Annotated in this window: 17 protein-coding genes; 9 read left to right on the plus strand and 8 right to left on the minus strand. The window is 63.2% G+C overall.

Translation table 11 applies throughout. From position 1 onward, the window contains the following. Positions 1–17: 17 nt before the first annotated feature. Genes CIW53_RS15845 through CIW53_RS15855 form a run of 3 tightly spaced genes read right to left on the minus strand, consistent with a single transcriptional unit; the run spans position 18 to position 3,364 of the window. Positions 18–1,616: a pseudouridine synthase gene (locus tag CIW53_RS15845; RefSeq protein WP_149365696.1), complete on the minus strand. Its 1,599-nt coding sequence runs from the start codon at positions 1,614–1,616 to the stop codon at positions 18–20. Continuing rightward, entirely contained in the window at positions 1,613–2,476 is an 864-nt protein-coding gene (gene scpB / locus CIW53_RS15850) for an SMC-Scp complex subunit ScpB (protein WP_149365697.1), read from the minus strand. The genes CIW53_RS15845 and scpB overlap by 4 nt, the downstream gene beginning before the upstream one ends. A 36-nt stretch (positions 2,477–2,512) precedes the next feature. Further along, on the minus strand, positions 2,513–3,364 hold the full coding sequence (locus CIW53_RS15855; RefSeq protein WP_242451954.1) for a ScpA family protein: 852 nt from the start codon (positions 3,362–3,364) through the stop codon (positions 2,513–2,515). A 973-nt stretch (positions 3,365–4,337) separates the two neighbouring features. Between CIW53_RS15855 and CIW53_RS15860 the strand changes: the two genes are divergently transcribed. Continuing rightward, complete coding sequence (locus tag CIW53_RS15860) at positions 4,338–4,700, plus strand: PilZ domain-containing protein (RefSeq protein WP_149365699.1); 363 nt, start codon at positions 4,338–4,340, stop codon at positions 4,698–4,700. A 68-nt stretch (positions 4,701–4,768) separates the two neighbouring features. On the opposite strand, the gene CIW53_RS15865 is transcribed toward CIW53_RS15860, so the two are convergent. Continuing rightward, positions 4,769–6,448: an AMP-binding protein gene (locus tag CIW53_RS15865; protein WP_149365700.1), complete on the minus strand. Its 1,680-nt coding sequence runs from the start codon at positions 6,446–6,448 to the stop codon at positions 4,769–4,771. A 159-nt stretch (positions 6,449–6,607) separates the two neighbouring features. On the opposite strand from CIW53_RS15865, the gene CIW53_RS15870 reads away from it, so the two are divergent. Next, positions 6,608–7,036: a hypothetical protein gene (locus CIW53_RS15870; protein ID WP_242451944.1), complete on the plus strand. Its 429-nt coding sequence runs from the start codon at positions 6,608–6,610 to the stop codon at positions 7,034–7,036. 98 nt (positions 7,037–7,134) lie between these two features. Here the strand turns inward: CIW53_RS15870 and acnA are convergent, their stop codons facing one another. Further along, the gene (gene acnA, locus CIW53_RS15875; protein WP_149365702.1) at positions 7,135–9,876 is read right to left on the minus strand and encodes an aconitate hydratase AcnA; all 2,742 of its coding nucleotides are present in this window, start codon (positions 9,874–9,876) and stop codon (positions 7,135–7,137) included. A gap of 260 nt (positions 9,877–10,136) precedes the next feature. Here acnA and CIW53_RS15880 point away from each other — a divergent pair, with 260 nt between their 5' ends. Then, on the plus strand, positions 10,137–11,075 hold the full coding sequence (locus CIW53_RS15880; RefSeq protein WP_149365703.1) for a LysR family transcriptional regulator: 939 nt from the start codon (positions 10,137–10,139) through the stop codon (positions 11,073–11,075). A gap of 7 nt (positions 11,076–11,082) precedes the next feature. On the opposite strand, the gene CIW53_RS15885 is transcribed toward CIW53_RS15880, so the two are convergent. Continuing rightward, the gene (locus CIW53_RS15885) at positions 11,083–11,310 is read right to left on the minus strand and encodes a hypothetical protein (RefSeq protein WP_149365704.1); all 228 of its coding nucleotides are present in this window, start codon (positions 11,308–11,310) and stop codon (positions 11,083–11,085) included. 257 nt (positions 11,311–11,567) lie between these two features. Here CIW53_RS15885 and CIW53_RS15890 point away from each other — a divergent pair, with 257 nt between their 5' ends. The 4 genes from CIW53_RS15890 (at position 11,568) to CIW53_RS17715 (ending at position 14,802) form a co-directional block, all read left to right on the plus strand. After that, positions 11,568–12,437 (plus strand): WYL domain-containing protein, encoded by an 870-nt coding sequence (locus CIW53_RS15890; protein ID WP_242451945.1) that lies wholly within the window; start codon positions 11,568–11,570, stop codon positions 12,435–12,437. Between the two features lie 69 nt (positions 12,438–12,506). Then, positions 12,507–13,298 carry a DUF3944 domain-containing protein gene (locus CIW53_RS15895; RefSeq protein WP_149365706.1) on the plus strand — a complete coding sequence of 264 codons (792 nt, stop codon included), beginning with the start codon at positions 12,507–12,509 and terminating at the stop codon, positions 13,296–13,298. Continuing rightward, complete coding sequence (locus CIW53_RS15900; RefSeq protein WP_149365707.1) at positions 13,295–14,266, plus strand: hypothetical protein; 972 nt, start codon at positions 13,295–13,297, stop codon at positions 14,264–14,266. Before CIW53_RS15895 ends, CIW53_RS15900 begins: the two co-directional genes overlap by 4 nt. Before the next feature lie 395 nt (positions 14,267–14,661). Beyond that, positions 14,662–14,802 carry a hypothetical protein gene (locus tag CIW53_RS17715; RefSeq protein WP_172969698.1) on the plus strand — a complete coding sequence of 47 codons (141 nt, stop codon included), beginning with the start codon at positions 14,662–14,664 and terminating at the stop codon, positions 14,800–14,802. 259 nt (positions 14,803–15,061) lie between these two features. Here CIW53_RS17715 and typA read toward each other — a convergent pair whose 3' ends face one another. Both typA and CIW53_RS15910 read right to left on the minus strand, forming a co-directional pair. After that, positions 15,062–16,888: a translational GTPase TypA gene (gene typA / locus CIW53_RS15905; protein ID WP_149365708.1), complete on the minus strand. Its 1,827-nt coding sequence runs from the start codon at positions 16,886–16,888 to the stop codon at positions 15,062–15,064. A 269-nt stretch (positions 16,889–17,157) separates the two neighbouring features. Then, entirely contained in the window at positions 17,158–17,343 is a 186-nt protein-coding gene (locus tag CIW53_RS15910) for a hypothetical protein (RefSeq protein WP_149365709.1), read from the minus strand. Between the two features lie 126 nt (positions 17,344–17,469). On the opposite strand from CIW53_RS15910, the gene CIW53_RS15915 reads away from it, so the two are divergent. Both CIW53_RS15915 and CIW53_RS15920 read left to right on the plus strand, forming a co-directional pair. Continuing rightward, a complete protein-coding gene (locus CIW53_RS15915) occupies positions 17,470–19,263 on the plus strand; it encodes a 3-hydroxybutyrate oligomer hydrolase family protein (protein WP_149365849.1) in 1,794 nt (597 codons plus the stop codon). Between the two features lie 205 nt (positions 19,264–19,468). Next, positions 19,469–19,978: a peptidylprolyl isomerase gene (locus CIW53_RS15920; RefSeq protein WP_149365710.1), complete on the plus strand. Its 510-nt coding sequence runs from the start codon at positions 19,469–19,471 to the stop codon at positions 19,976–19,978. Positions 19,979–20,112 lie beyond the last annotated feature (134 nt).

Genomic DNA, 20,112 nt, shown 5'->3' on the forward strand with positions numbered 1-20,112 from the left:
TCACGCCGAGCCGAGGCTCAGCGATTGCCCGAACGATTGCCGCCGCGACCCGGCGGACGTCCACCGGCCGGGCCACCGTGACCCTGCGGACGTGCACCGCCTTGCGAACGGTTGCCGCCCTGACCCTGCGGTCGACCGCTACCCTGCGGGCGATTGCCACCCTGACCTTGCGGTCGCGCACCGCCCGTGCCCTGCGGCCGGGCGTTGCCGTGTGCGGGATTGCCCTGTGCACGGTTGCCTTGGCCCTGACCCTGACCCTGGCCTTGCGGACGGCCGCCATGCGCAGGACGAGCGCCATGCGCACGGTTGCCGGTGCCGCCGGCAGTACCGCGTGATTCGCCACCGAAGCCACTGTACGGATTGCCGCCGGCAGCACGACCTTCACCACCCGTGCGGGCACCGAACGGTTTGCCTCCGGCCGGACGACGATTGCCTGCGGCACCGCCGCCGGCGTTGCTGCGCGGCGCGCCAGGGCGACCACTGCCGTCGCGGCTTTCGCCGGCGAACCAGGTGCGCACCGAAGGCAGTTCCTGGCCCGGTGCCACGCGCCGGCTCTTGCCGCCGCGACTGCCGCCTGCGGCCCGCTCGGGGCGGGCGACGTTGCCGTTGACTTCCCGGCCGTCGCGACGCGGCGGCTTGCGGCCGCGGGTCGGTTCTTCGCGGATGCGGTCGTAGGCGCGCAGTTCGCGTGCTTCGTCCTGGCCGCCGGTCCAGGCGCTGCTGGCACCGCGTTCGGGACGGTATTCGGTGACGTTGCGGTTGGCGCGGCGCTGGTGCAGCACCGGGCTCAAGGTCAGCACCGGCTGCGGCGCGCCGAGGCCGGTGGTCTGACGCAACTGCTTGACGCTTTCGGCGTCGAGCGCTTCGCATTCGCCACGGCGCAGGTTGCGCGGGAGTTCGATCTTGCCGTAGCGGATGCGCTTCAAGCGGCTGACCAGGAAGCCCTGCGAATCCCACAGGCGGCGCACTTCGCGGTTGCGGCCTTCGCGGATCACCACGCGGAACCAGCTGTGGCTGCCGCCGCGGCTGATCACGGCGATTTCGTCGAAGCGGGCGGGGCCGTCTTCCAGCTCCACGCCAGCCTTCAGCCGTTCGATGATTTCGTCGGGCACTTCGCCGTGCACGCGGCACAGGTATTCGCGCTCGAGGCCGCTCTTGGGGTGCATCAGGCCGTTGGCGAGCTCGCCGTCGGTGGTCAGCAGCAGCAGGCCGGTGGTGTTGATGTCCAGCCGGCCCACGGCGACCCAGCGCGCACCCTTCAGGCGCGGCAGCTGTTCGAACACGGTGGGACGGCCTTCGGGGTCGTCCCGGGTGGTCAGCTCGCCTTCGGGTTTGTGGTAGATCAGCACCTCGGTGTCGTCGCGACTGTCGGTGGCGACGACGAACTGCTTGCTGTCCATGACCACGCGGTCGCCGGCCTTGACGCTCATGCCGATTTCGGCGGGCGCACCATTGAGTTCGACTTCGCCGGCCTGGATGCGCTGCTCAAGCATGCGGCGCGAGCCGAGCCCGGCGTTGGCCAGCACTTTGTGCAGGCGTTCTTCCAGTGCGGGCGCATCGCTGTCGATGCGCGGTTCGCGCTTCAGGGATAAAACGGATTTTTGCGGCGCAGTCATGCGCGGTACTCCTCGGGATCTTGCTCGGCGGCGTCGGGTTCGACGTCCGCGGCGGGGTTCGCTGCCTCATCGGCAGTGGCAGTCGGGTGATCGGCGGATGGGCTCGTGTCGGAGCCGGGTTCGTCGGACTCGGATGAAGCGGTCGGCGCATCGGCGTCGGCCGTGGTGTCGTCGGCATCTGCGGCGTCCGCGGATGCCGGGTGTTCGGTATCGATTTCGTTGTTGTCGGCTTCGGATTCCAGCTGGGCCGCTGCGTCCGCATCAGGGTCGATAGGCAGATCGCGCACGATGCGGGCGGGCAGGGGTTCCGGCTCGAAGCGCATCTGCGGGTCTTCCATGTCGCGGATTTCCGACAGCGGCGGCAGCTGGTCCAGCGACTTCAGGTTGAAGTAGTCGAGGAAGGCACGGGTGGTGCCGAACAGTGCCGGCTTGCCGGGCACGTCGCGGTAACCGACCACGCGGATCCATTCTCGCTCTTCCATCGTCTTGATGATGTTGGAGGACACCACCACGCCGCGGATCTGCTCGATCTCGGGGCGGGTGATCGGCTGGCGATAGGCGATCAGCGCCAGTGTTTCGAGCAATGCACGCGAATAACGGCTGGGCCGCTCGGTCCACATCCGGGAGATCCATGCATGCACGTCCTGGCGGACCTGATAGCGGAAGCCGGAGGCAACCTCCTTCAGCTCGACGCCGCGGCCGTCGCAGTCGCCAGCCAGCGCTTCGAGCGCCCTGGCAATCTGCTCGTGCCCGACGTCGTCGGCCTCGTTGAACAGGTCGCCCAGCTGATGAATGGTCATCGGCTGGGTGGAGGCCAGCAGGGCGGCCTCGATGATGGGTTTGAGTTGCTCGATCTGCATAACCTTTGGGTCGGATGCCGATTCAGTGGTTGTCGTTCATTCGCCGGACGATTCGATCAGTGCCGATTCGCCTGCCTGCGGGTCGTCCGCGATCTCCTCGACGGCGTGTTCGGACGCGTTCACTTTTGCCTTCACGTAGATCGGTGCCAACGGTTCCTCCTGCACGATCTCGACCAGCATTTCCTTGGCCAGCTCCAGCATCGCCAGGAAGGTCACCACCACGCCGAGGCGTCCTTCGGCGGGGTCGAACAAGCTCTCGAAGCGGTGGAAGCTGCTGTCGTCGAGCCGGCTCAGCAGTTCGCCCATGCGCTGGCGCACGCTGAGCGTCTCGCGCTTGATCGCGTGATGCCCGAACAGTTCGGCCCGGTGCATCACGTCCTTCAGCGCCAGCAACATCTCGCTCAGCTCCAGCGGCGGCGGCAACCTGATCACGTTGCGCTCGCCCACCTCGGCATGCACCACCACGCTGTCGCGTTCCTGCCTCGGCATGGCCTCGATATCCTCGGCCGCCCGCTTGAACCGCTCGTACTCCTGCAGACGCCGCACCAGCTCGGCACGGGGATCCTCTTCCAGCCCTTCCTCGATCGGCGGTCGCGGCAGCAGCAGCCGCGACTTGATCTCGGCCAGGATCGCGGCCATCAGCAGGTATTCGGCGGCCAGTTCCAGCCGCATCACGTCCCGCATCAGCTCGATGTAGGTCATGTACTGCCGGGTGATCTCGGCGACCGGGATATCCAGGATGTCCAGGTTCTGCCGGCGGATCAGGTACAGCAGCAGGTCCAGCGGGCCCTCGAACGACTCCAGGATGATCTCGAGCGCGTCCGGCGGGATGTACAGATCCTGCGGCATCTGCAGCATCGGCTGGCCGTGCACGATGGCCAGCGGCATTTCCTGCTGTTGCGGTACCGACGCGAAGGCATCCTGCGGTGCGGTGACCGGGCTCTGCGGCTCGACTGGCTCAGTGCTCATCAATGCATGTCATGGGGCCGCCTTCAGCGGCTGGCAGTGCGTTTCAACAAGGTCGGACCATTCACGCATCGGCACAAAAGTGGAATGTCCGTGCTCGGAACGCGACAGTGGAGCGGCGTTCCAGGTAGTGCGTTTTCCACATCTTCAACCGAAGCAGGCAAGTGCCATCGTCGCGACGGGCATGATGAAAGCACGCTCGGTGGTTTCGGTCAGGCGGGTCGCAAGCGGCCAGCGGGTCGTCGGGTCCGGGTTGTCAGCCACGGCAACGGCTCAAGTCCAGGCGGGCAAAGAAACCATGCCACTGGCTGTCGCTGGTCGGTTTGAGAGCATCGGATGGCACCCTTCGTTTGCCGATGGTGACCGGCGAACGCTTTCCGAGGCAAGCCATACGTTGTCAAAGAGTAACGGCTACCCCGCGACAAGTCCAGCGAACCGCGGCCCCATGCTGAACGCGTGCCCCCCTTTCTTCGGTTTTATCATCCGGGGTCGCAACAGGGCACAATAGGTCGCGTGTCTCGCGGCCGGATTCAACATGTCGTCGACGAATGGCGGCATGTGACCCAATGCGTCCGTCCCGGCGCGATAACCCACTCAGGGGAATGGCTGCTTTTTTGTCGGGCAGATGCAGCAGGCTGCGCAGCCGTGGCGTCTGATGGATGGGTCTCGCCGTTGCCAGGGGCGGTCCGGAGGGGCGGTGGCGCGACTGGCACACGCATTGCATGGGTGGCTGCACAAGGCGCATTGCGTCGGCGCCCGGGGTGGATTATTTGAAACAGTCATACGGATACGAACGCCGTGATGCGTCAATGACGAACATGGCGAAGTCGATCCCGGAGATGATGGAATCAGGCGCATTGCCTGCGACATGCGCCAGTGCAGATGGGTGGGTACGATGACGATCGACAAAGAAGAACAACTCGACAGCGAACAGCTTCGGCCCGCCCGCATGCAGATCGAGACAACCGTGCTGATGAGTCGGCGCGGCGAGTCGCATCCAACCGAACTGGTCGACATTTCGGCAACCGGCGCGATGCTGCGGCGTCCGCTGGGCTGGTCGGGGGAGATGGGGCAGAGCTGGGTGCTCGACATGATCTTCGGGCATGACTTGCATATCCACCTGGAGGCCACGGTCGCACGCATTTCCGATCACCACATCGGCTTTTCCTATAGCCGCATACCGGAGGGCAAGCAGGTGCCGTTGTGGAACCTGCTGGGTGGCTACGCCGATATCCTGGAGTACTGGAAAGACAGCTGAGGGAACCAGGGTATCCGCACGAAAGAACGCCTGCATCATGCGGGCGTTCTTCTGTTCCGGACGGACAGTCAGGCGGTGGCTTTTTTCTCGTCGCGCAGCTCCCTGCGCAGGATCTTGCCTACGTTGCTCTTGGGCAGACCGTCGCGGAATTCGATGAGTTTCGGTCGCTTGTAACCGGTGAGATTCTCGCGGCAGAACTGCCTGAGCGCCTCTTCGGTGAGGGTCGGGTCCTTGCGCACCACGAACAGTTTCACCACCTCGCCGGAATGCTCATCCGGCACGCCCACCGCGGCGACCTCAAGCACGCCGGGATGCGCCATCACGGCATCCTCGACCTCGTTCGGATACACGTTGAAGCCGGATACCAGGATCATGTCCTTCTTGCGGTCGACGATGTAGAAATATCCATTGGCGTCCATCTTCGCGATGTCGCCGGTGTGCAGCCAGCCATCGGCACCGAGCACGTTGGTGGTCTCGTCCTTGCGCTGCCAGTAGCCCTTCATGACCTGCGGACCTCGCACCATCAGTTCGCCGACGTCACCGACCGGCAGCGGCTGGCCTTCCTCCGACCAGATCGCCACGTCGGTGGACGGCACCGGCAGCCCGATCGAACCGTTGTATTCCTTCAGGTCGAGCGGATTGATGCATACCGCCGGCGAGGTTTCGGTGAGGCCGTAGGCCTCGGCCAGGGTGCAACCGGTGGTTTTTTTCCACCGCTCGGCGACGGCGCGCTGCACGGCCATGCCGCCGCCGAGGGTCAGGTGCAACCTGGAAAAATCCAGCTCGGAAAAGCCCGGAGTGTTGAGCAGCCCGTTGAACAGCGTGTTGACGCCGGTCAGCGCGGTGAAGCCCGACTTGCCCAGCTCCTTGACGAAGCCTGGCATGTCGCGCGGATTGGTGATCAGCCAGTTCAGGCCCCCCAGGCGGGTGAATACCAGGCCGTTCGCGCATAGCGAAAAGATGTGATACAGCGGCAGCGCCGTGATGATCACTTCTTCACCCGGCTTGACGTTCGTGCCGACCCACGCTCCGGCCTGAAGCATGTTCGCGATCATGTTGCCGTGGGTGAGCATCGCCCCCTTGGCCACCCCGGTGGTGCCGCCGGTGTACTGCAGGAAGGCGATATCTTCGTGGCCCAGTGCTACCGGCTGCAGCGGATGCGGCGTGCCACGCGCCAATGCATCGCGGAAACGCACCGCTTTCGGCAGGCTGAATGCCGGCACCATCTTCTTGACGTGCTTGAGCACGAAGTTGATCAGCACGCCCTTCGGACCCAGCAGGTCGCCAATGCCGGTGGTGACGATGTGTTGCACATCGGTTTCCGAGACGACCTGCTGCAGCGTCGCAGCGAAGTTGTCCAGCACCACGATGGCCTTGGCGCCGGCGTCCTCCAGCTGATGCTTGAGTTCGCGCGCGGTGTACATCGGGTTCGTGTTGACCACGATCAGGCCCGCGCGCAATGCACCGAACAAGGCGATTGGATACTGCAGCACGTTCGGCATCATGATCGCGATGCGATCACCCTTGCCGAGCTTGAGCTCGCCGGTGAGGTAGCCGGCGAACTGACGGCTCATCGTGTCGATCTGCGCATAGCTGAGCTGGCGACCAAAATTCGAAAACGCCGGGCGATCGCTGAAGCGCGTAAAGGCTTCTTCCAGGACCGCGGGAACCGAAGCATATTCGTTGACGTCGATCTGCTCCGGCACGCCGGCCGGATAGTTCTCCAGCCATGGACGTTCATTGCTCATGCTTGGGTTTCCCTGTTCTGTCGTTGACCACGAAACGATGGTGGCCTGAGGATGGCTGCGGCTGCCATCATGTGCCATGCGCCGGTTCATTGGAGCATACGCCCGCGTACAGCGGCAAGCCGCATTCGACCGGTCCCGCCGATGATCCGATGGAGGAAAATGACGTGCCTGCTGTTCGCTTCGGCCTTGTTGGCGGCGAGCTTGCCGGCGTGCCGGCGCACGCCTGACGAAGTGCAGATTCGCGAGGCGATCGCGGCAATCGAACAGGCAGCCGAAAGCGGGGCCGCAAGCGACGTGGGTGCCTCGCTCAGCGAGGACTTCGACGGCAATGCCGGTGAACTTGACCGGCGTCGATTGACCGGCATGGTCCGATTGCTCGCACTGCGCGGCGAGCACATCGGGGTGACGATGGGCCCGGTCTCGATCGAGCATCGCGGCGCGCGGATGCTGGCCACGTTTACCGTGACGCTGACCAGCGGCAGCAAGCTGTTGCCCGACCAGTTGGGTGTCTACCGGGTCGAATCGGCGTGGCGCAACGAAGATGGCAAGTGGCGTTGCTATACAGCGAGCTGGAAGCATGCGATGTAGGCGTCCGCCAGCGAGCGCCTGTATTTTCTCGCGCGCAAAAAAAGCCGCCCCGGAACTCCGGGGCGGCTTTTTCGTTCAGCACGGGATCGCGCTGGAACTCAGGCGGCCTTTTTGCCAGCCAGCTGACGCAACACGTATTGCAGGATGCCGCCGTGACGGAAGAACGCGCGTTCTTTCGGAGTCAGCAACATCACGTGCACGGAGAACTGCTTGCGGCTACCGTCGGCAGCCGTCGCCGTCACGGTGGCTTCCTTCGAATTGCCATCGTCCAAACCGGTGATGTCGAAACTCTCGTTGCCGGTCAGGCCCAGCGATTTGGCATTATCGCCATCCTTGAACTGCAGCGGCAGCACACCCATGCCGACCAGGTTGGAGCGGTGAATGCGCTCGAAGCTTTCGGTGATCACGGCCTTCACGCCCAGCAGCAAGGTGCCCTTGGCGGCCCAGTCGCGCGAGGAGCCGGTGCCGTATTCCTTGCCGGCGATGACGACCAGTGGTGTGTTGGTCGCCTTGTACTTCATCGCCGCATCGTAGATCGCCAGCTGTTCGCCGCTGGGGATGTGGCGGGTGAAGCCGCCCTCGACGCCGTCCAGCATCTGGTTCTTGATGCGGATGTTGGCGAAGGTGCCGCGCACCATCACGTCGTCGTTGCCGCGGCGCGAGCCGTAGGAGTTGAAGTCGATCGGCTGCACGCCGCGCGAGATCAGGAAACGACCGGCCGGCGAATCCTTCTTGATCGAACCGGCCGGCGAGATGTGGTCGGTGGTGATCGAGTCGCCGAACAGTCCAAGGCAACGCGCGGCGTGGATGTCCTCGACCGGAGTCAGTTCCATCGTCATGCCATCGAAATAGGGCGGGTTCTTGATATAGGTGGAGGCTTCGTCCCACGCGTACAGGGCACCGTCCGGCGAGGCGATGGCGTTCCAGCGCTCGTCGCCCTTGAACACGTCGGCGTAGTTCTTCTTGAACATTTCCGAGGTGACCGCGCTCGCCATCAGGTCGCTGATTTCCTGGTTGGTCGGCCAGACGTCCCTGAGGAACACGTCCTTGCCATCCGCGCCCTGGCCCAGCGGATCGGTGGAAAGATTCACGTCGAGCGAGCCGGCGAGGGCATACGCCACCACCAACGGCGGCGAAGCCAGGTAGTTCATCTTCACTTCGGCGTGCACGCGGCCTTCGAAGTTGCGGTTGCCGGAAATCACCGCGCCGACGGTGAGGTCGCCGTCGCTGATCGCCTTGCTGATTTCCTGCGGCAGCGGGCCGGAGTTGCCGATGCAGGTGGTGCAGCCGTAGCCGACCAGATAGAAGCCGGTCTTTTCCAGCTCGGTCAGCAGACCGGTCTTTTCCAGATAGTCGGTGACCACCTTGGAGCCCGGGGCCAGCGAGGTCTTCACCCACGGCTTGGACTTCAGGCCCTTGGCGGCGGCTTTCTTCGCGACCAGGCCGGCCGCCAGCATCACTGCCGGGTTGGAGGTGTTGGTGCATGAGGTGATCGCGGCGATGACCACCGAGCCATCGTTGACGTGAAACTCCTGACCATTCATCGACACATGCTGGCCCGGCGCGTTCTCGCTCTGGTCGTGGCCGACGGCAGTGTCGCCGCCCTCATTCGCGAAGCGGGCTTCGGCACCGTTGCGCTTGGCGGTGGTGACGCCAAGATTCTCGTTGTAGTTCGCCTTGACGTCAGTCAGCAGCACGCGATCCTGCGGACGCTTCGGGCCGGCCATCGACGGCTTGATGTCGGCCAGGTCCAGTTCCAGCGTGGCGGTGAATTCGGCGTGCGGACTGTTCTCGTCGTGCCACAGGCCCTGGGCCTTGGCATACGCTTCGACCAGTGCGACCTGCTCGTCGCTGCGACCGGACAGGCGCAGGTATCTCAGCGATTCCGCGTCGACCGGGAAAATGCCGCAGGTGGCGCCGTATTCCGGTGCCATGTTGCCGATGGTGGCGCGATCGGCCAGCGCCAGGTGCTGCAGGCCCGGGCCAAAGAACTCGACGAACTTGCCGACCACACCCTGCTTGCGCAGCATCTGCGTCACGGTCAGCACCAGGTCCGTCGCGGTGGCACCTTCCGGCAGACGGCCGGACAACTTGAAGCCGACCACCTGCGGGATCAGCATGGAGGAGGGCTGGCCCAGCATCGCGGCTTCGGCCTCGATGCCGCCGACGCCCCAGCCCAGCACGCCCAGGCCGTTGATCATGGTGGTGTGCGAGTCGGTGCCGAACACGGTGTCCGGGTACGCCCATTGCTGGCCGTCGACTTCATTGGCCATCACCACGCGGGCCAGGTGTTCCAGGTTCACCTGGTGCACGATGCCGGTGCGCGGCGGCACGACCTTGAAGTCGGCCAGCGCTTTCTGGCCCCAGCGCAGGAAGCTGTAGCGCGCCTGGTTGCGCTCGAATTCGATCGCGACGTTCTTTTCCAGTGCGTCTTCGCTGCCGAACACGTCCACCTGCACCGAATGGTCGATGACCAGCTCGGCCGGCGACAGCGGGTTGATCAGGGTGGGATCGCCGCCCAATGCCTTCATCGCGTCGCGCATCGCGGCCAGATCGACCACGCACGGCACGCCGGTGAAATCCTGCAGCAGCACGCGCGCCGGCATGAACGAGATTTCGGTTTCCGGTTCCTTCTTTGAATCCCATGTGGCGACCGCTTCGATTTCCTTTGCGGTGACGTCGATGCCGTCTTCGTGGCGCAGCAGGTTTTCCAGCAGGATCTTCATCGAGTACGGCAGCCGCTTCAGGTCGAAGCGCTGGCCCAGCTTGGTCAGGCTGGCAAAGGCGTACTGCTTGCCGTTGACCTCGAGGGTGTCGCGTACGGAAAAGGTGTCTTTCATGGGGACGTGCTCCTGGCTGAATCCTGCGGCTGGGATAACCGAACGGTGACGCCGGGTGGCGCGTGGGATCGCCAGCCGGGTAAAAACGCAATTATCGCGCAAACCCCGCATGGCCGCGAACCGGATCGGCGTCGCGAGGGGGTTGCAGGTTCGTGGGCGCGTTTCGGTTTGCACCGCGGGTACACTGCGCAAACGGCCCGGCCGAACTTCGCCGCACAGGATGGCCTCGATGATCACCGCAAGCAAACGCCTTTGATGACATGCAGCATTCGATGATTTCGATGGGCCTGGCCGCCGTCTCGCTGCGCGATCTCGCCCTGGTACAGGCGGTGCATCGCCACGGCAGTTTCAACAGTGCGGCGCGGGCCATGCACATCAGCCCGTCCGGGCTGTCGCACCAGGTGCAGAAGGTGGAGCAGTCGCTGGGTGCGCCGTTGTTCGAGCGCGGCGGGCGGAAGATCGTGCCGACCGCCGGCGGTCAGCGGCTGCTGCAGCAGATCGATGCCGTGCTGGCTGCCGCCGAACATTTGCAGCAGGTCGCGCGGGCCGGTGAAGTCGCTTTCGGCGGCGAGTTGCGCCTGGGTGTGCCGGCCTCGCTGGGGCCATATCTGCTGCCGCATCTGATCGCGCCATTCCCGCAGCATTTTCCAGGTGCCCGGCTGGGCATCTCCGAAGGCAAGCCACGTGGCCTGTTGCGCCGGTTGAGCGAAGGCGAACTCGACGCGGTGCTGGCACCGCCGGCCGTGTCAGTCAGCGGGATCGCCTCGCGTCCGCTGTTCTTCGAACCGTGGGAACTGATGCTGCGTGCCGACCATCCGCTGGCCGGCCAATCCGATATCGCGCTGGACCAGCTCGATCCGGCCGAGGCCACGCTGATGGCCGAGAGCCATGCCGATGGTCTGCGCTGCGAAGGCAACGAGCACGGCCACGTGCAGGACGTCAGCCTGGAAAGCCTCGCCGCGCTGGTCAGCCTGCGCGGCGGCTACGCGCTGGTGCCGGCGCTGGCGCACGACCGGCTCGCCTCGATGCCGAACATCGTGCTGGCGAAACTCAAGGGGCAGGCGAGTGGCCGCGAGATCGAGCTGTACTGGCGCGACGCCTCTCCGTGGCACGACGACCTGCAGGCGTTCGCCGACTTGCTGCGCAAGCTGGCACGGCAGCGGCCGGGTTTGCGGGTGCGTGGTGCCAAGGCCGTCTGAATCGTATTCAGAGGTCCTTGCCAGACTCTTTCAACTTCTTCTCGACCAGACCGTCGTCGATGAAGTCCAGTGCCTGTTCCAGCGTGAACTTGATCGCCCGGGGCAACTGGATCGCACCGGCCTTTGCCGGAGGCGTGCATGAAATTGCGTTGCCACCGATCAAGCAAGCAGTGCTAGATTGAAAAGAAGAAGTAAATGGCGACTGGACTTCGCACAGCATCGTGCTTCTGCTCATGCGTAGTGCAAGCGCTGGACACGACAACAGGGGGCGGTGGTGACAGGGGAAGAATCTGGCTTGGCTAGCGACGGCATCCGAGCCGGCAGCCCGGTTTGTGCCTTGCGCTTCGGTGTTGCAGGCCGGCCTTGGACACGTACGGCGACTTCGGTAACACCGGCATGGACGGGCAAGGCCGCATGCCGTCGTGACATACCCTGTCAATCCGTCGCGTCAAGCTCGATCCCACACGCAGCCCAAGTGGGATTGGAATGAGCATGCCCGATCACGAAACGGTGGCCTCCCGGTTGGCCAGCATCCTGTTGAAGCTCAATCAGGGCGAGTCCTTCAACCCGCAGGAACTGGCGGACGAGTTCGGCGTCCATGAGCGCACGATCTACCGCGACCTGAATCGCTTCGCAGGCATTGTCGAGCGCTCGTCGGATGGAAAGTACCGGATCGTTCCCGAGTACCAGGGCAAGCTGCGGCCCAAGGATCTGGAGACCTTCGCCAAGCTCGTGGGCGTGGACGAACTGTTCCCGCAGAGCGGCACCCGCTTCCTCATGGCCCTGCTGGACACCCTCAGCCAGAGCAGCTTTCTCGTCAGGGGCCACCACTACGAGAAGCTCAAGCCGCACGATGCGCAGTTCCAGCAACTCGACAACGCCATCCGCGACGGCAAGCGCTGCACCCTGACCTATGCGGACAAGCGGCGCACGCTGGAGCCCTATCGGCTCGTCAACAACAAGGGCATCTGGTATCTCACCGCCACGGACGAAGGGCGGCTCAAGTCCTTCTCGCTGAGCCGCATCAGCCAGTTGGTGGTCGGTGGCGACAGCTTAGAGCCTCGTGCCGATATCCAACGAAAAATCGAGGATGACGATGACGTCTGGTTCAGCGAGGAGAAAACGGAAGTGCTGCTGTCCGTTGCACCGCAGGTTGCCTACTACTTCCAGCGACGCAAGTTGCTGCCGCAGCAGGTCATCGACAAGGAGCTGGAGAATGGCGGACTAATCGTCAGCAGTCGAGTCAGCGACGAGAACCAGATTCTGCCGCTGGTGAGGTACTGGATTCCGCATGTGCGGATTTTGGAACCGGGGTGGTTGAGGGATGCGAACTGCGAAGGCTTGAAAAAATACATGTCGTAGTGTTGATAATTTGGCGAAGAATTGAATTGGCGTTCGCCTCCATTTTGAACCAGAATAAGGAGAATTGTGATGCTCAAGTTTCGTGAAGATACGGATTTGTCCGTATTGGCATTGTCTGGCCATAAGGATTTGGAGAAGTTGGCCCGTGTCCTGACTCATGACACGTCGGATGGTGAAAAACGTCATGCCCAGGAGCTTCTTGGAGACCCGTTCTACAAAGAGGCAATCCAGAAAGGCGACCTCCGGTTGGCTTGGAAATCCATTGCCGCAGAGCTGCAAGCCTATGGCGGCGATTCCGTCATCAACGCAGTACGAAGCTTGACCAAGGGCTATACGGGTGTTACCTATCGAGAGATAGTTGCGGATATCTGCGAACGATTGAAGTTGCAGTTCAAGCCGGGCGATGACATCAAAGGGCTGGAGGATCAGTTGCTTGTGGGTTTGATCCTGAGCCAGAAAGATAAGTTTCGCGCAGAAGATTTGGCGAAAATTATGGAAGAGGTTGCACGCGGTGTAGGTCTTGATGCGAGCCTGCAACAGGATTTGAAATATGATGAATTGATCAAGCGCATTACCACCGATGCAAAAACTTCCTATTTGGCCTCGCTTGTCGCTCCAGCTATTGCGTCTGCAGCTTTTCCATTTTTGACGGGTCTGACTCTGCCTATCGTTTTGGAAGTGGTTGCATCGCGCTTGAGCGGACTCGTTTTACCTGTGGTAGGAACGGTTGCTGCCGTTGCATCGACAATGACGTTGGTTACTAGCCCAGCATTTCGAGTCACATTGCCTGCTGTGCTTGAGGTAATTCGGATCCGACGAGTGGTTCTTTTGTCGCCCATGAATGAGGGGCGCGGAGTATGAGTGCGATCTTGAATTCCTTGCTAACGGTCGATTGGTCGAAGGTTTCCGCGAAGGTTCAGGAAGGATTGCGAACCGGCAAAATGATCCTGTCGTCGTCTAACGGCAGTGTTTATTGGGCTACAGGCGGTAAGGTTCAGGATCTTCCCTTAATTCCGGTTAACCCAGAGGAGCTTGCTTCTGCTGAGCAATTGCTACGGGTCGGTCAAGCGGTGAATGGGGCAAAAGTCGCCGCAGTGTCGGCGACGGCGATTGGAACTGCCGTTGTGGTGGTGGCTGTCGTAGTGGCTACGGCTTATCTCGCGGGCAAGATCGACAAGGTGGAGTGTTCGGTTAAGGAGGTTGCTCAGATCGTCGGGCAGCAGGATCAGCGGGAGTACCTTAAGGATGTAAGTAACTACACTGGCGCAATTATGGCCGCGAGTGAGTTGCTACAGTCGCGCGCACCGCAGAGCGAAATTGTTATGCCGGCCGAATTTCGGATTAACAAATTAAATAAAGCGCGGCATCAAATGCTTGTTTATATTCAGCGTCTAACGCGGCTTATTTCTTCCCCGGAAAAGGCAACAAGTGCGCAGTACGATCTTGCGCTTCAGTTCATGATCGAAGTGTTGGACCTTATGCCGTCAGCGCTGGCAGTAGAGCGTGAATTGTGCCTGGCGGCAGGCAAACCTGCCTTGGCAAAAGAATGTTGCCGCGGAGCAGCTTTGGAATTTCGCAAAGCTTTGGCCGAATTTCGAAAATCATGTGACGAGCAATACCGGCAACTGGCGTTGGGTAAGGGCGGTTTTCCCGATGTGCTTGTAGCGCACAGGGGGGCGCTGAACGCGTTGTTCAATTCACCTGTGCACGACCTTCTGCTTGGTGATCGCGACACCGCTTTTGCATGGGAAACGGCAAGTGCATCAGCTGATCCGGAAATTGTGGAATCCGGCACGACTGGTTCAGACGGGCAGTCACGGGACAACTGAATGCTAAGGGGCGGAGATGGTTATGACGAAGGGCCGTGCAGCGATCCAACAACTGGAAAGACAATAAGTCAAAGTCCTCTGCTTCGCCCTGCGTCATCAATCCCACAACGATCGGCAGCAGAGCACGCCAAGGATGGCGGCACCGTCCTTCACCTGCGGCCGGTTGGCCGCGCCGCCCCACGTCGCTCCATCATGGATCAACTGGTTGCGCAGAGTGCATAGAGCCGATCCAGCAGGATGGAGAGCAGGGTGCCCGCCACTGACACCACCTGTCAAACCGCTTCTCTAGCATTCCTCCATGGCGATCCATCGGTTCGGTGGGAGGGCCTGCATTTGCACGCCGCGTGCGCCTTTGGCTCAAAGGTGCAGATGGCACTAACCAGAGGAGTGGGGTCATGTTCAAGATCATCGGTGCCGCTGTCGTCTACGGGTTCGCCTTGTTCGGTCTTGCGACGTACCTTGAGGCCAGGTCGGACGAGAAGGAGGCGGCTGCTACCAGCACCAGCGGCGGCTCATTGCACGCCGTTCGTTCCTGAAAGGCATCCAGGTCGACGTTTTCCGTGTGGTGTGGCCTCTTGCAAAGCTTGGGATGACTTGCCCGGGGCAACGTGACGATGCTGTAGCGCAAGGGGTGCTCGTAGTTTGTTGTTGCGGATGAAATTCCGCGCCTCAACTTCGCTTGCTGGCCAAGCCACGCTTCGCGCGAACGGAAGCGTCGGGCGTTACGTAATCGCCCATCAGTACGCAGAAGGCCGCCTCGCGGCGGCCTTCTGTTCAATCACCTGAAGCGAGGACTCAACCGCGCGAAGCGCGCTTGCGATCGTTCTCGGTGAGGTGCTTCTTGCGCAGGCGGATCTCCTTCGGAGTGACCTCGACCAGCTCGTCGTCGTCGATGAAGTCCAGCGCCTGTTCCAGCGTGAACTTGATCGCCGGGGTCAGCTGGATCGCATCGTCCTTGCCCGAGGCGCGCATGTTGGTCAGCGGCTTGGGCTTGATCACGTTGACGGTGAGGTCGTTGTCCTTGGCGTGGATGCCGACCAGCTGGCCTTCATACACGTTGTCACCCTCGGCCGCGAACAGCTTGCCGCGATCCTGCAGCGGCCCCAGCGAATACGCGGGAGTGGTGCCGCCGGCGTTGGCGATCATCACGCCGTTGAGGCGCTTGGCGATCTGGCCTTCTTCCTTCGGGCCGTAATGGTCGAACACGTGGAACAGCAGGCCCGAACCCTGGGTCAGGGTCTTGAACTGGTTCTGGAAGCCGATCAGGCCACGCGCCGGGATCTCGTAATCCAGGCGCACGCGGCCCTTGCCATCGGACTCCATGTTCTTCAGCTGGCCCTTGCGCACGCCGAGCCTCTCCATCACCGCACCCTGGTGGACTTCCTCGACGTCGACCACCAGCTGCTCGATCGGCTCCATCTTCTGGCCGTCGATCTCCTTGATGATCACTTCCGGGCGCGACACGGCCAGCTCGTAGCCTTCACGACGCATGTTCTCGATCAGCACCGACAGATGCAGCTCGCCACGGCCGGAGACCAGGAACTTGTCGGCGTCGGAACCTTCCTCGACCTTCAGCGCCACGTTGTGCACCTGCTCGCGATCCAGTCGCTCACGCAGCTGGCGACTGGTCAGGAACTTGCCACCGGACAGATCCTTGTTGCCGGCGAACGGCGAGTTGTTGACCTGGAAGGTCATCGAGATGGTCGGCTCGTCCACGGTCAGTGCGGGCAACGCCTCCGGCGTATCCAGCGCGCAGACGGTGTCGGAGATGGTCAGGTCGGCGATACCCGAGATCGCGACGATGTCGCCGGCCTCGGCGCTGTCCTGCTCGATCCGCTCCAGGCCGAGGAAGCCCAGTACCTGCATCACCTTGCCCTGGCGCTTCTTGCCATGGCGATCGATCACGGAAACCGGCATGCCCTTCCGCAAGACGCCGCGCTGGATACGGCCGATGCCGATCACGCCGACGAAGTTGTTGTAGTCGAGCTGGCTGATGCGCATCTGGAACGGGCCATCCGGATCCACGTCCGGCTTGCTCACGTGCTGCATGATCGCTTCGTACAGCGGGGTCATGTCACCTTCGCGCACGTCGTCGTTGAGGCCGGCATAGCCGTTCAGGGCCGAGGCGTACACGATCGGGAAGTCCATCTGCTCCGGCGTGGCGCCGAGACGATCAAACAGATCCCACACCTGCTCGACCACCCATTCCGGACGGGAGCCCGGACGGTCGACCTTGTTGATCACGACGATCGGCTTGAAGCCCATCGCGAACGCCTTCTGCGTCACGAAGCGGGTCTGCGGCATCGGGCCGTCCATCGCGTCGACCAGGATCAGCACCGAGTCGACCATCGACAGCACGCGCTCGACCTCGCCGCCGAAGTCCGCATGTCCCGGCGTGTCGACGATGTTGATGCGGTTGCCTTTCCAGGTGATCGCGGTGTTCTTGGCCAGGATCGTGATGCCACGCTCCTTTTCCTGGTCGTTGGAATCCATCACGCGTTCGGCCAGCACCGTTCGCTCGGCCAGCGTGCCGGACTGCTTGAGCAAGCAGTCGACGAGGGTTGTCTTGCCGTGATCGACGTGGGCGACGATGGCGATATTGCGCAGGTTTTCGATGGACATAGGATCGACTCGGGCGGCGCTGGGGCCGTCACGCAGGTTTTTGAAGGACGAATTGACCGATTATACGGACTTGCGTGACAACTTGCCCGTCATTTCGACGACTCGTTCATATAGGCCGCATCGCCGCCGTCCGTTTCATCGACCGGCAGGTGCCTTCCGGCGCCTTGGACAAAACGCCGAAGCGGTACGCTGTATTTTGCCATCAGCGACCTGCCAGCATGTCTCCGTCAGCCTGCGAGTGAGATGACGGGAGCAGTGCTTCGGCCTCGTCAGGCACTCACGGAATGCGCGGCCACAAACCTTTTCGCTTCGGCCAGTTGTTCGCCCAGCAATTCATGCGGAGGCTTGATCGGTACGGGTGGGCCGAAATCGAACGCCAGCGCTTGGTAGTTGCGGGCCGCGCGGCGGATCGTTTCCACGCCGTTGTCGGACTTGCCCTGTTTGATCGTCAGCATGCCGCGGAGATCGTCTTCGAGGATGGCGAGATCTGAGGGCGGGCGGCCAGATGCTTGTTGTGTGAGCGAATGAAGAAATCCGCCGGCGTTTCGCTCGCGCTGTTTTTGTCCGCACTGCTATCGGTCATGCTGTCGGCTTGCGCCAGCGAGGCTGCGAGGAAGGAGTCTGTCATGCGTGAGGTGGATTACGGCGAAGTGCGGATGACCGAACACCGCGGCCACGACGACCTGCTGAGTGCGGGACTGGGCCTGGCCGGTCTGACCGGCATGCCATCGGCATTCGCCGATCCGTTGCAGCCGACGGCGAGGGAATTGCGTCGCCGGGCGATCCAGGCCAGTTGGAAAGGCATCGCCGATCTTGGCCCGCTGGGTGGTTACGGCACGGTCTATGGCGGCGTGCCCGACCTGCCAGGATGCGAGTATCAGGCGTTCGCGCGGATTCCCGGCGCCCGCTCGCCGCATCGCGTGCTGCTGCAGGTGCCGGATAACTTCGACCGGCAGAAACGCTGCCTGGTGGTGACGGCCTCGTCCGGTTCCCGCGGCGTCTACGGGGCGATTGCGCTGGCCGGTGCGTGGGGCCTGCCGCACGGCTGCGCGGTCGCGTATACCGACAAGGGTGCTGGCGCTGGCTATTTCGATTACGCCGACGACAGCGGCGTGGCGCTGGATGGCCGTCGTGCGAAGCGTGGCGAGGCGGAGCTGGAGTTCCAGCCGCCATCGGCGCCGGTTACTGCCGGCATCGCGATCAAGCACATGCATTCGGGTGACAACCCGGAAGCGGACTGGGGCCGGCATGTGCTCCAGGCGGCGCAGTTCGGCCTGGCCACGCTCGATCGCGCTTACCCTGCCGAGGCGCCGTTCACCCCGCAGAACACGAAGATCATTGCCACCGGACTCTCCAACGGTGGCGGCGCGGTGTTGCAGGCAGCGGGCCTGGACAAGGAGGGGTTTTTCGCTGGCGTGGTGGCGCTGGAACCGAACGTGCATGTGAAGGACCACGGCCGTGCGATGTACGACTACGCCACCGAAGCGGCGATCTGGTTGCCGTGCGCATTGAGCGCGGAAGACTTCGCCGCGGTACCGCTGGCGCGCGGACCGCGTGGCGCGGCACTGCCGGCGTGGCCGATCCGCTGCGCCAGACTGCGCGCGCAAGGCAAGATCAACGGCAGCACGCTGGCCGGACAATCCGCGCAGGCGCGGGAGTATTTGCAGGCGCGGGGCTGGACCGACGAAGCCATCCGCTCGGCCGCCAGCACCACCGCGTTCGATTTGTGGCGGGTGACCACCGCCGGCTATGCGGCGTCTTACCTGCGACGTGGGGCGATCGACACGCCATGTGGCTTCCACTATGCCGCGATCGGCATCGGCGGCCTGCCGGGCGTGGCCGATCCGGTCACGCGGGCGACATGGTGGGCTGAGGGTTCCGGCATTCCACCGGGAGCCGGCATCGGCTTGTTCGGCGGCATGAATGTGTCGACCGACCCGACCCTGGTCGGCAGCGAATGCCTGCGCGCGCTGTGGACCGGCGACGGTCACGAGGCCCAGGCGCTGCAGGCTTCGGTGGCCGCCACGGCGGTTCGCCTGCCGCGCAAGGACCTGCCGCTGTGGGTGGTCCACGGCGCCGGTGATGGACTGTTGCCGACAGCGTTCAGCTCGGAGCCGTACGTGGCATGGCTGCGCGAGGAAGGACGCCAGCCGATCTACTGGAAAGTGCCGCACGCGCAGCACTTCGATGCCTTCCTGGCCTTGCCCGGTTTCGGCGACCTGCACGTGCCGCTGTTGCCGTACGGCTACGCGGCGCTGGATCGGTTGTGGGCGCACCTGTACGAGGGCGCCGTGTGGCCGGTCGACATGCCGACGCCAGCGGCGCAGCCACGCGGTGCCGCGCCACTGGAGCGCGGCAAGCTCGGGCTGCCCTGAAATTCTTGCAGACAGCACTTGTGGGAGCGGCTTCAGCCGCGACGCTCCTGCCGCCGGCATCGATCCCACATCGAAAGCGTCGCGGCTGCTCCCACAAGGCAAGGGAATGCGCAGGGTCTGCGCTGGCGACGGTCGCTGGGTTATTCTTGATCACCCGCGCGCCGGTGTCATGGCGCGACACAGCTCTTGAACCCAAGGATTTGCGATGACCATCAACGTCACCTTCACCACCAATCGCGGCCCGATCCGCCTGCGTCTGCACGAAGACAAGGCGCCGGTCACCGTCGCCAGCTTCGTGAACCTGGCGAAGCGTGGCTACTACGACGGCCTGTCGTTCCACCGCGTGATTGCCGACTTCATGATCCAGGGCGGTTGCCCGGAGGGCAGCGGCCGCGGCGGTCCGGGTTACAAGTTCGAGGACGAGTTCAACCCGTCGCTGCGCCACAACAAGCCTGGCGTGCTGTCGATGGCGAATGCCGGTCCGCGCACGAACGGCAGCCAGTTCTTCATCACGCACGGCGCGACGCCGTGGCTGGACGACAAGCACAGCGTGTTCGGTGAAGTGATCGATGCGGCCGACATGGCCGTGGTCAATGCGATCCAGCAGGGCGACACGATCGAGAAAGTCACGGTGGATGGCGATGTCGACGCGCTGCTGGCGGCACAATCCGATCGCGTGAAAGAGTGGAATGCGGTGCTCGACGAACGCGGCTGAGTCTTCAGTTCCGGATCTGCAGGAAACCGCCGGTTTGCAGCCGGCGTAGCGCGGCGGTTTCGATCCGGGCATGCTCGAAGGCCTGGCCAGCAAATGGCTCGGCTGAAGGACATCGAGGTCCCGGCGGAGCGATC

This window comes from Rhodanobacter sp. T12-5 (assembly GCF_008329435.1).
Taxonomy (GTDB): domain Bacteria; phylum Pseudomonadota; class Gammaproteobacteria; order Xanthomonadales; family Rhodanobacteraceae; genus Rhodanobacter.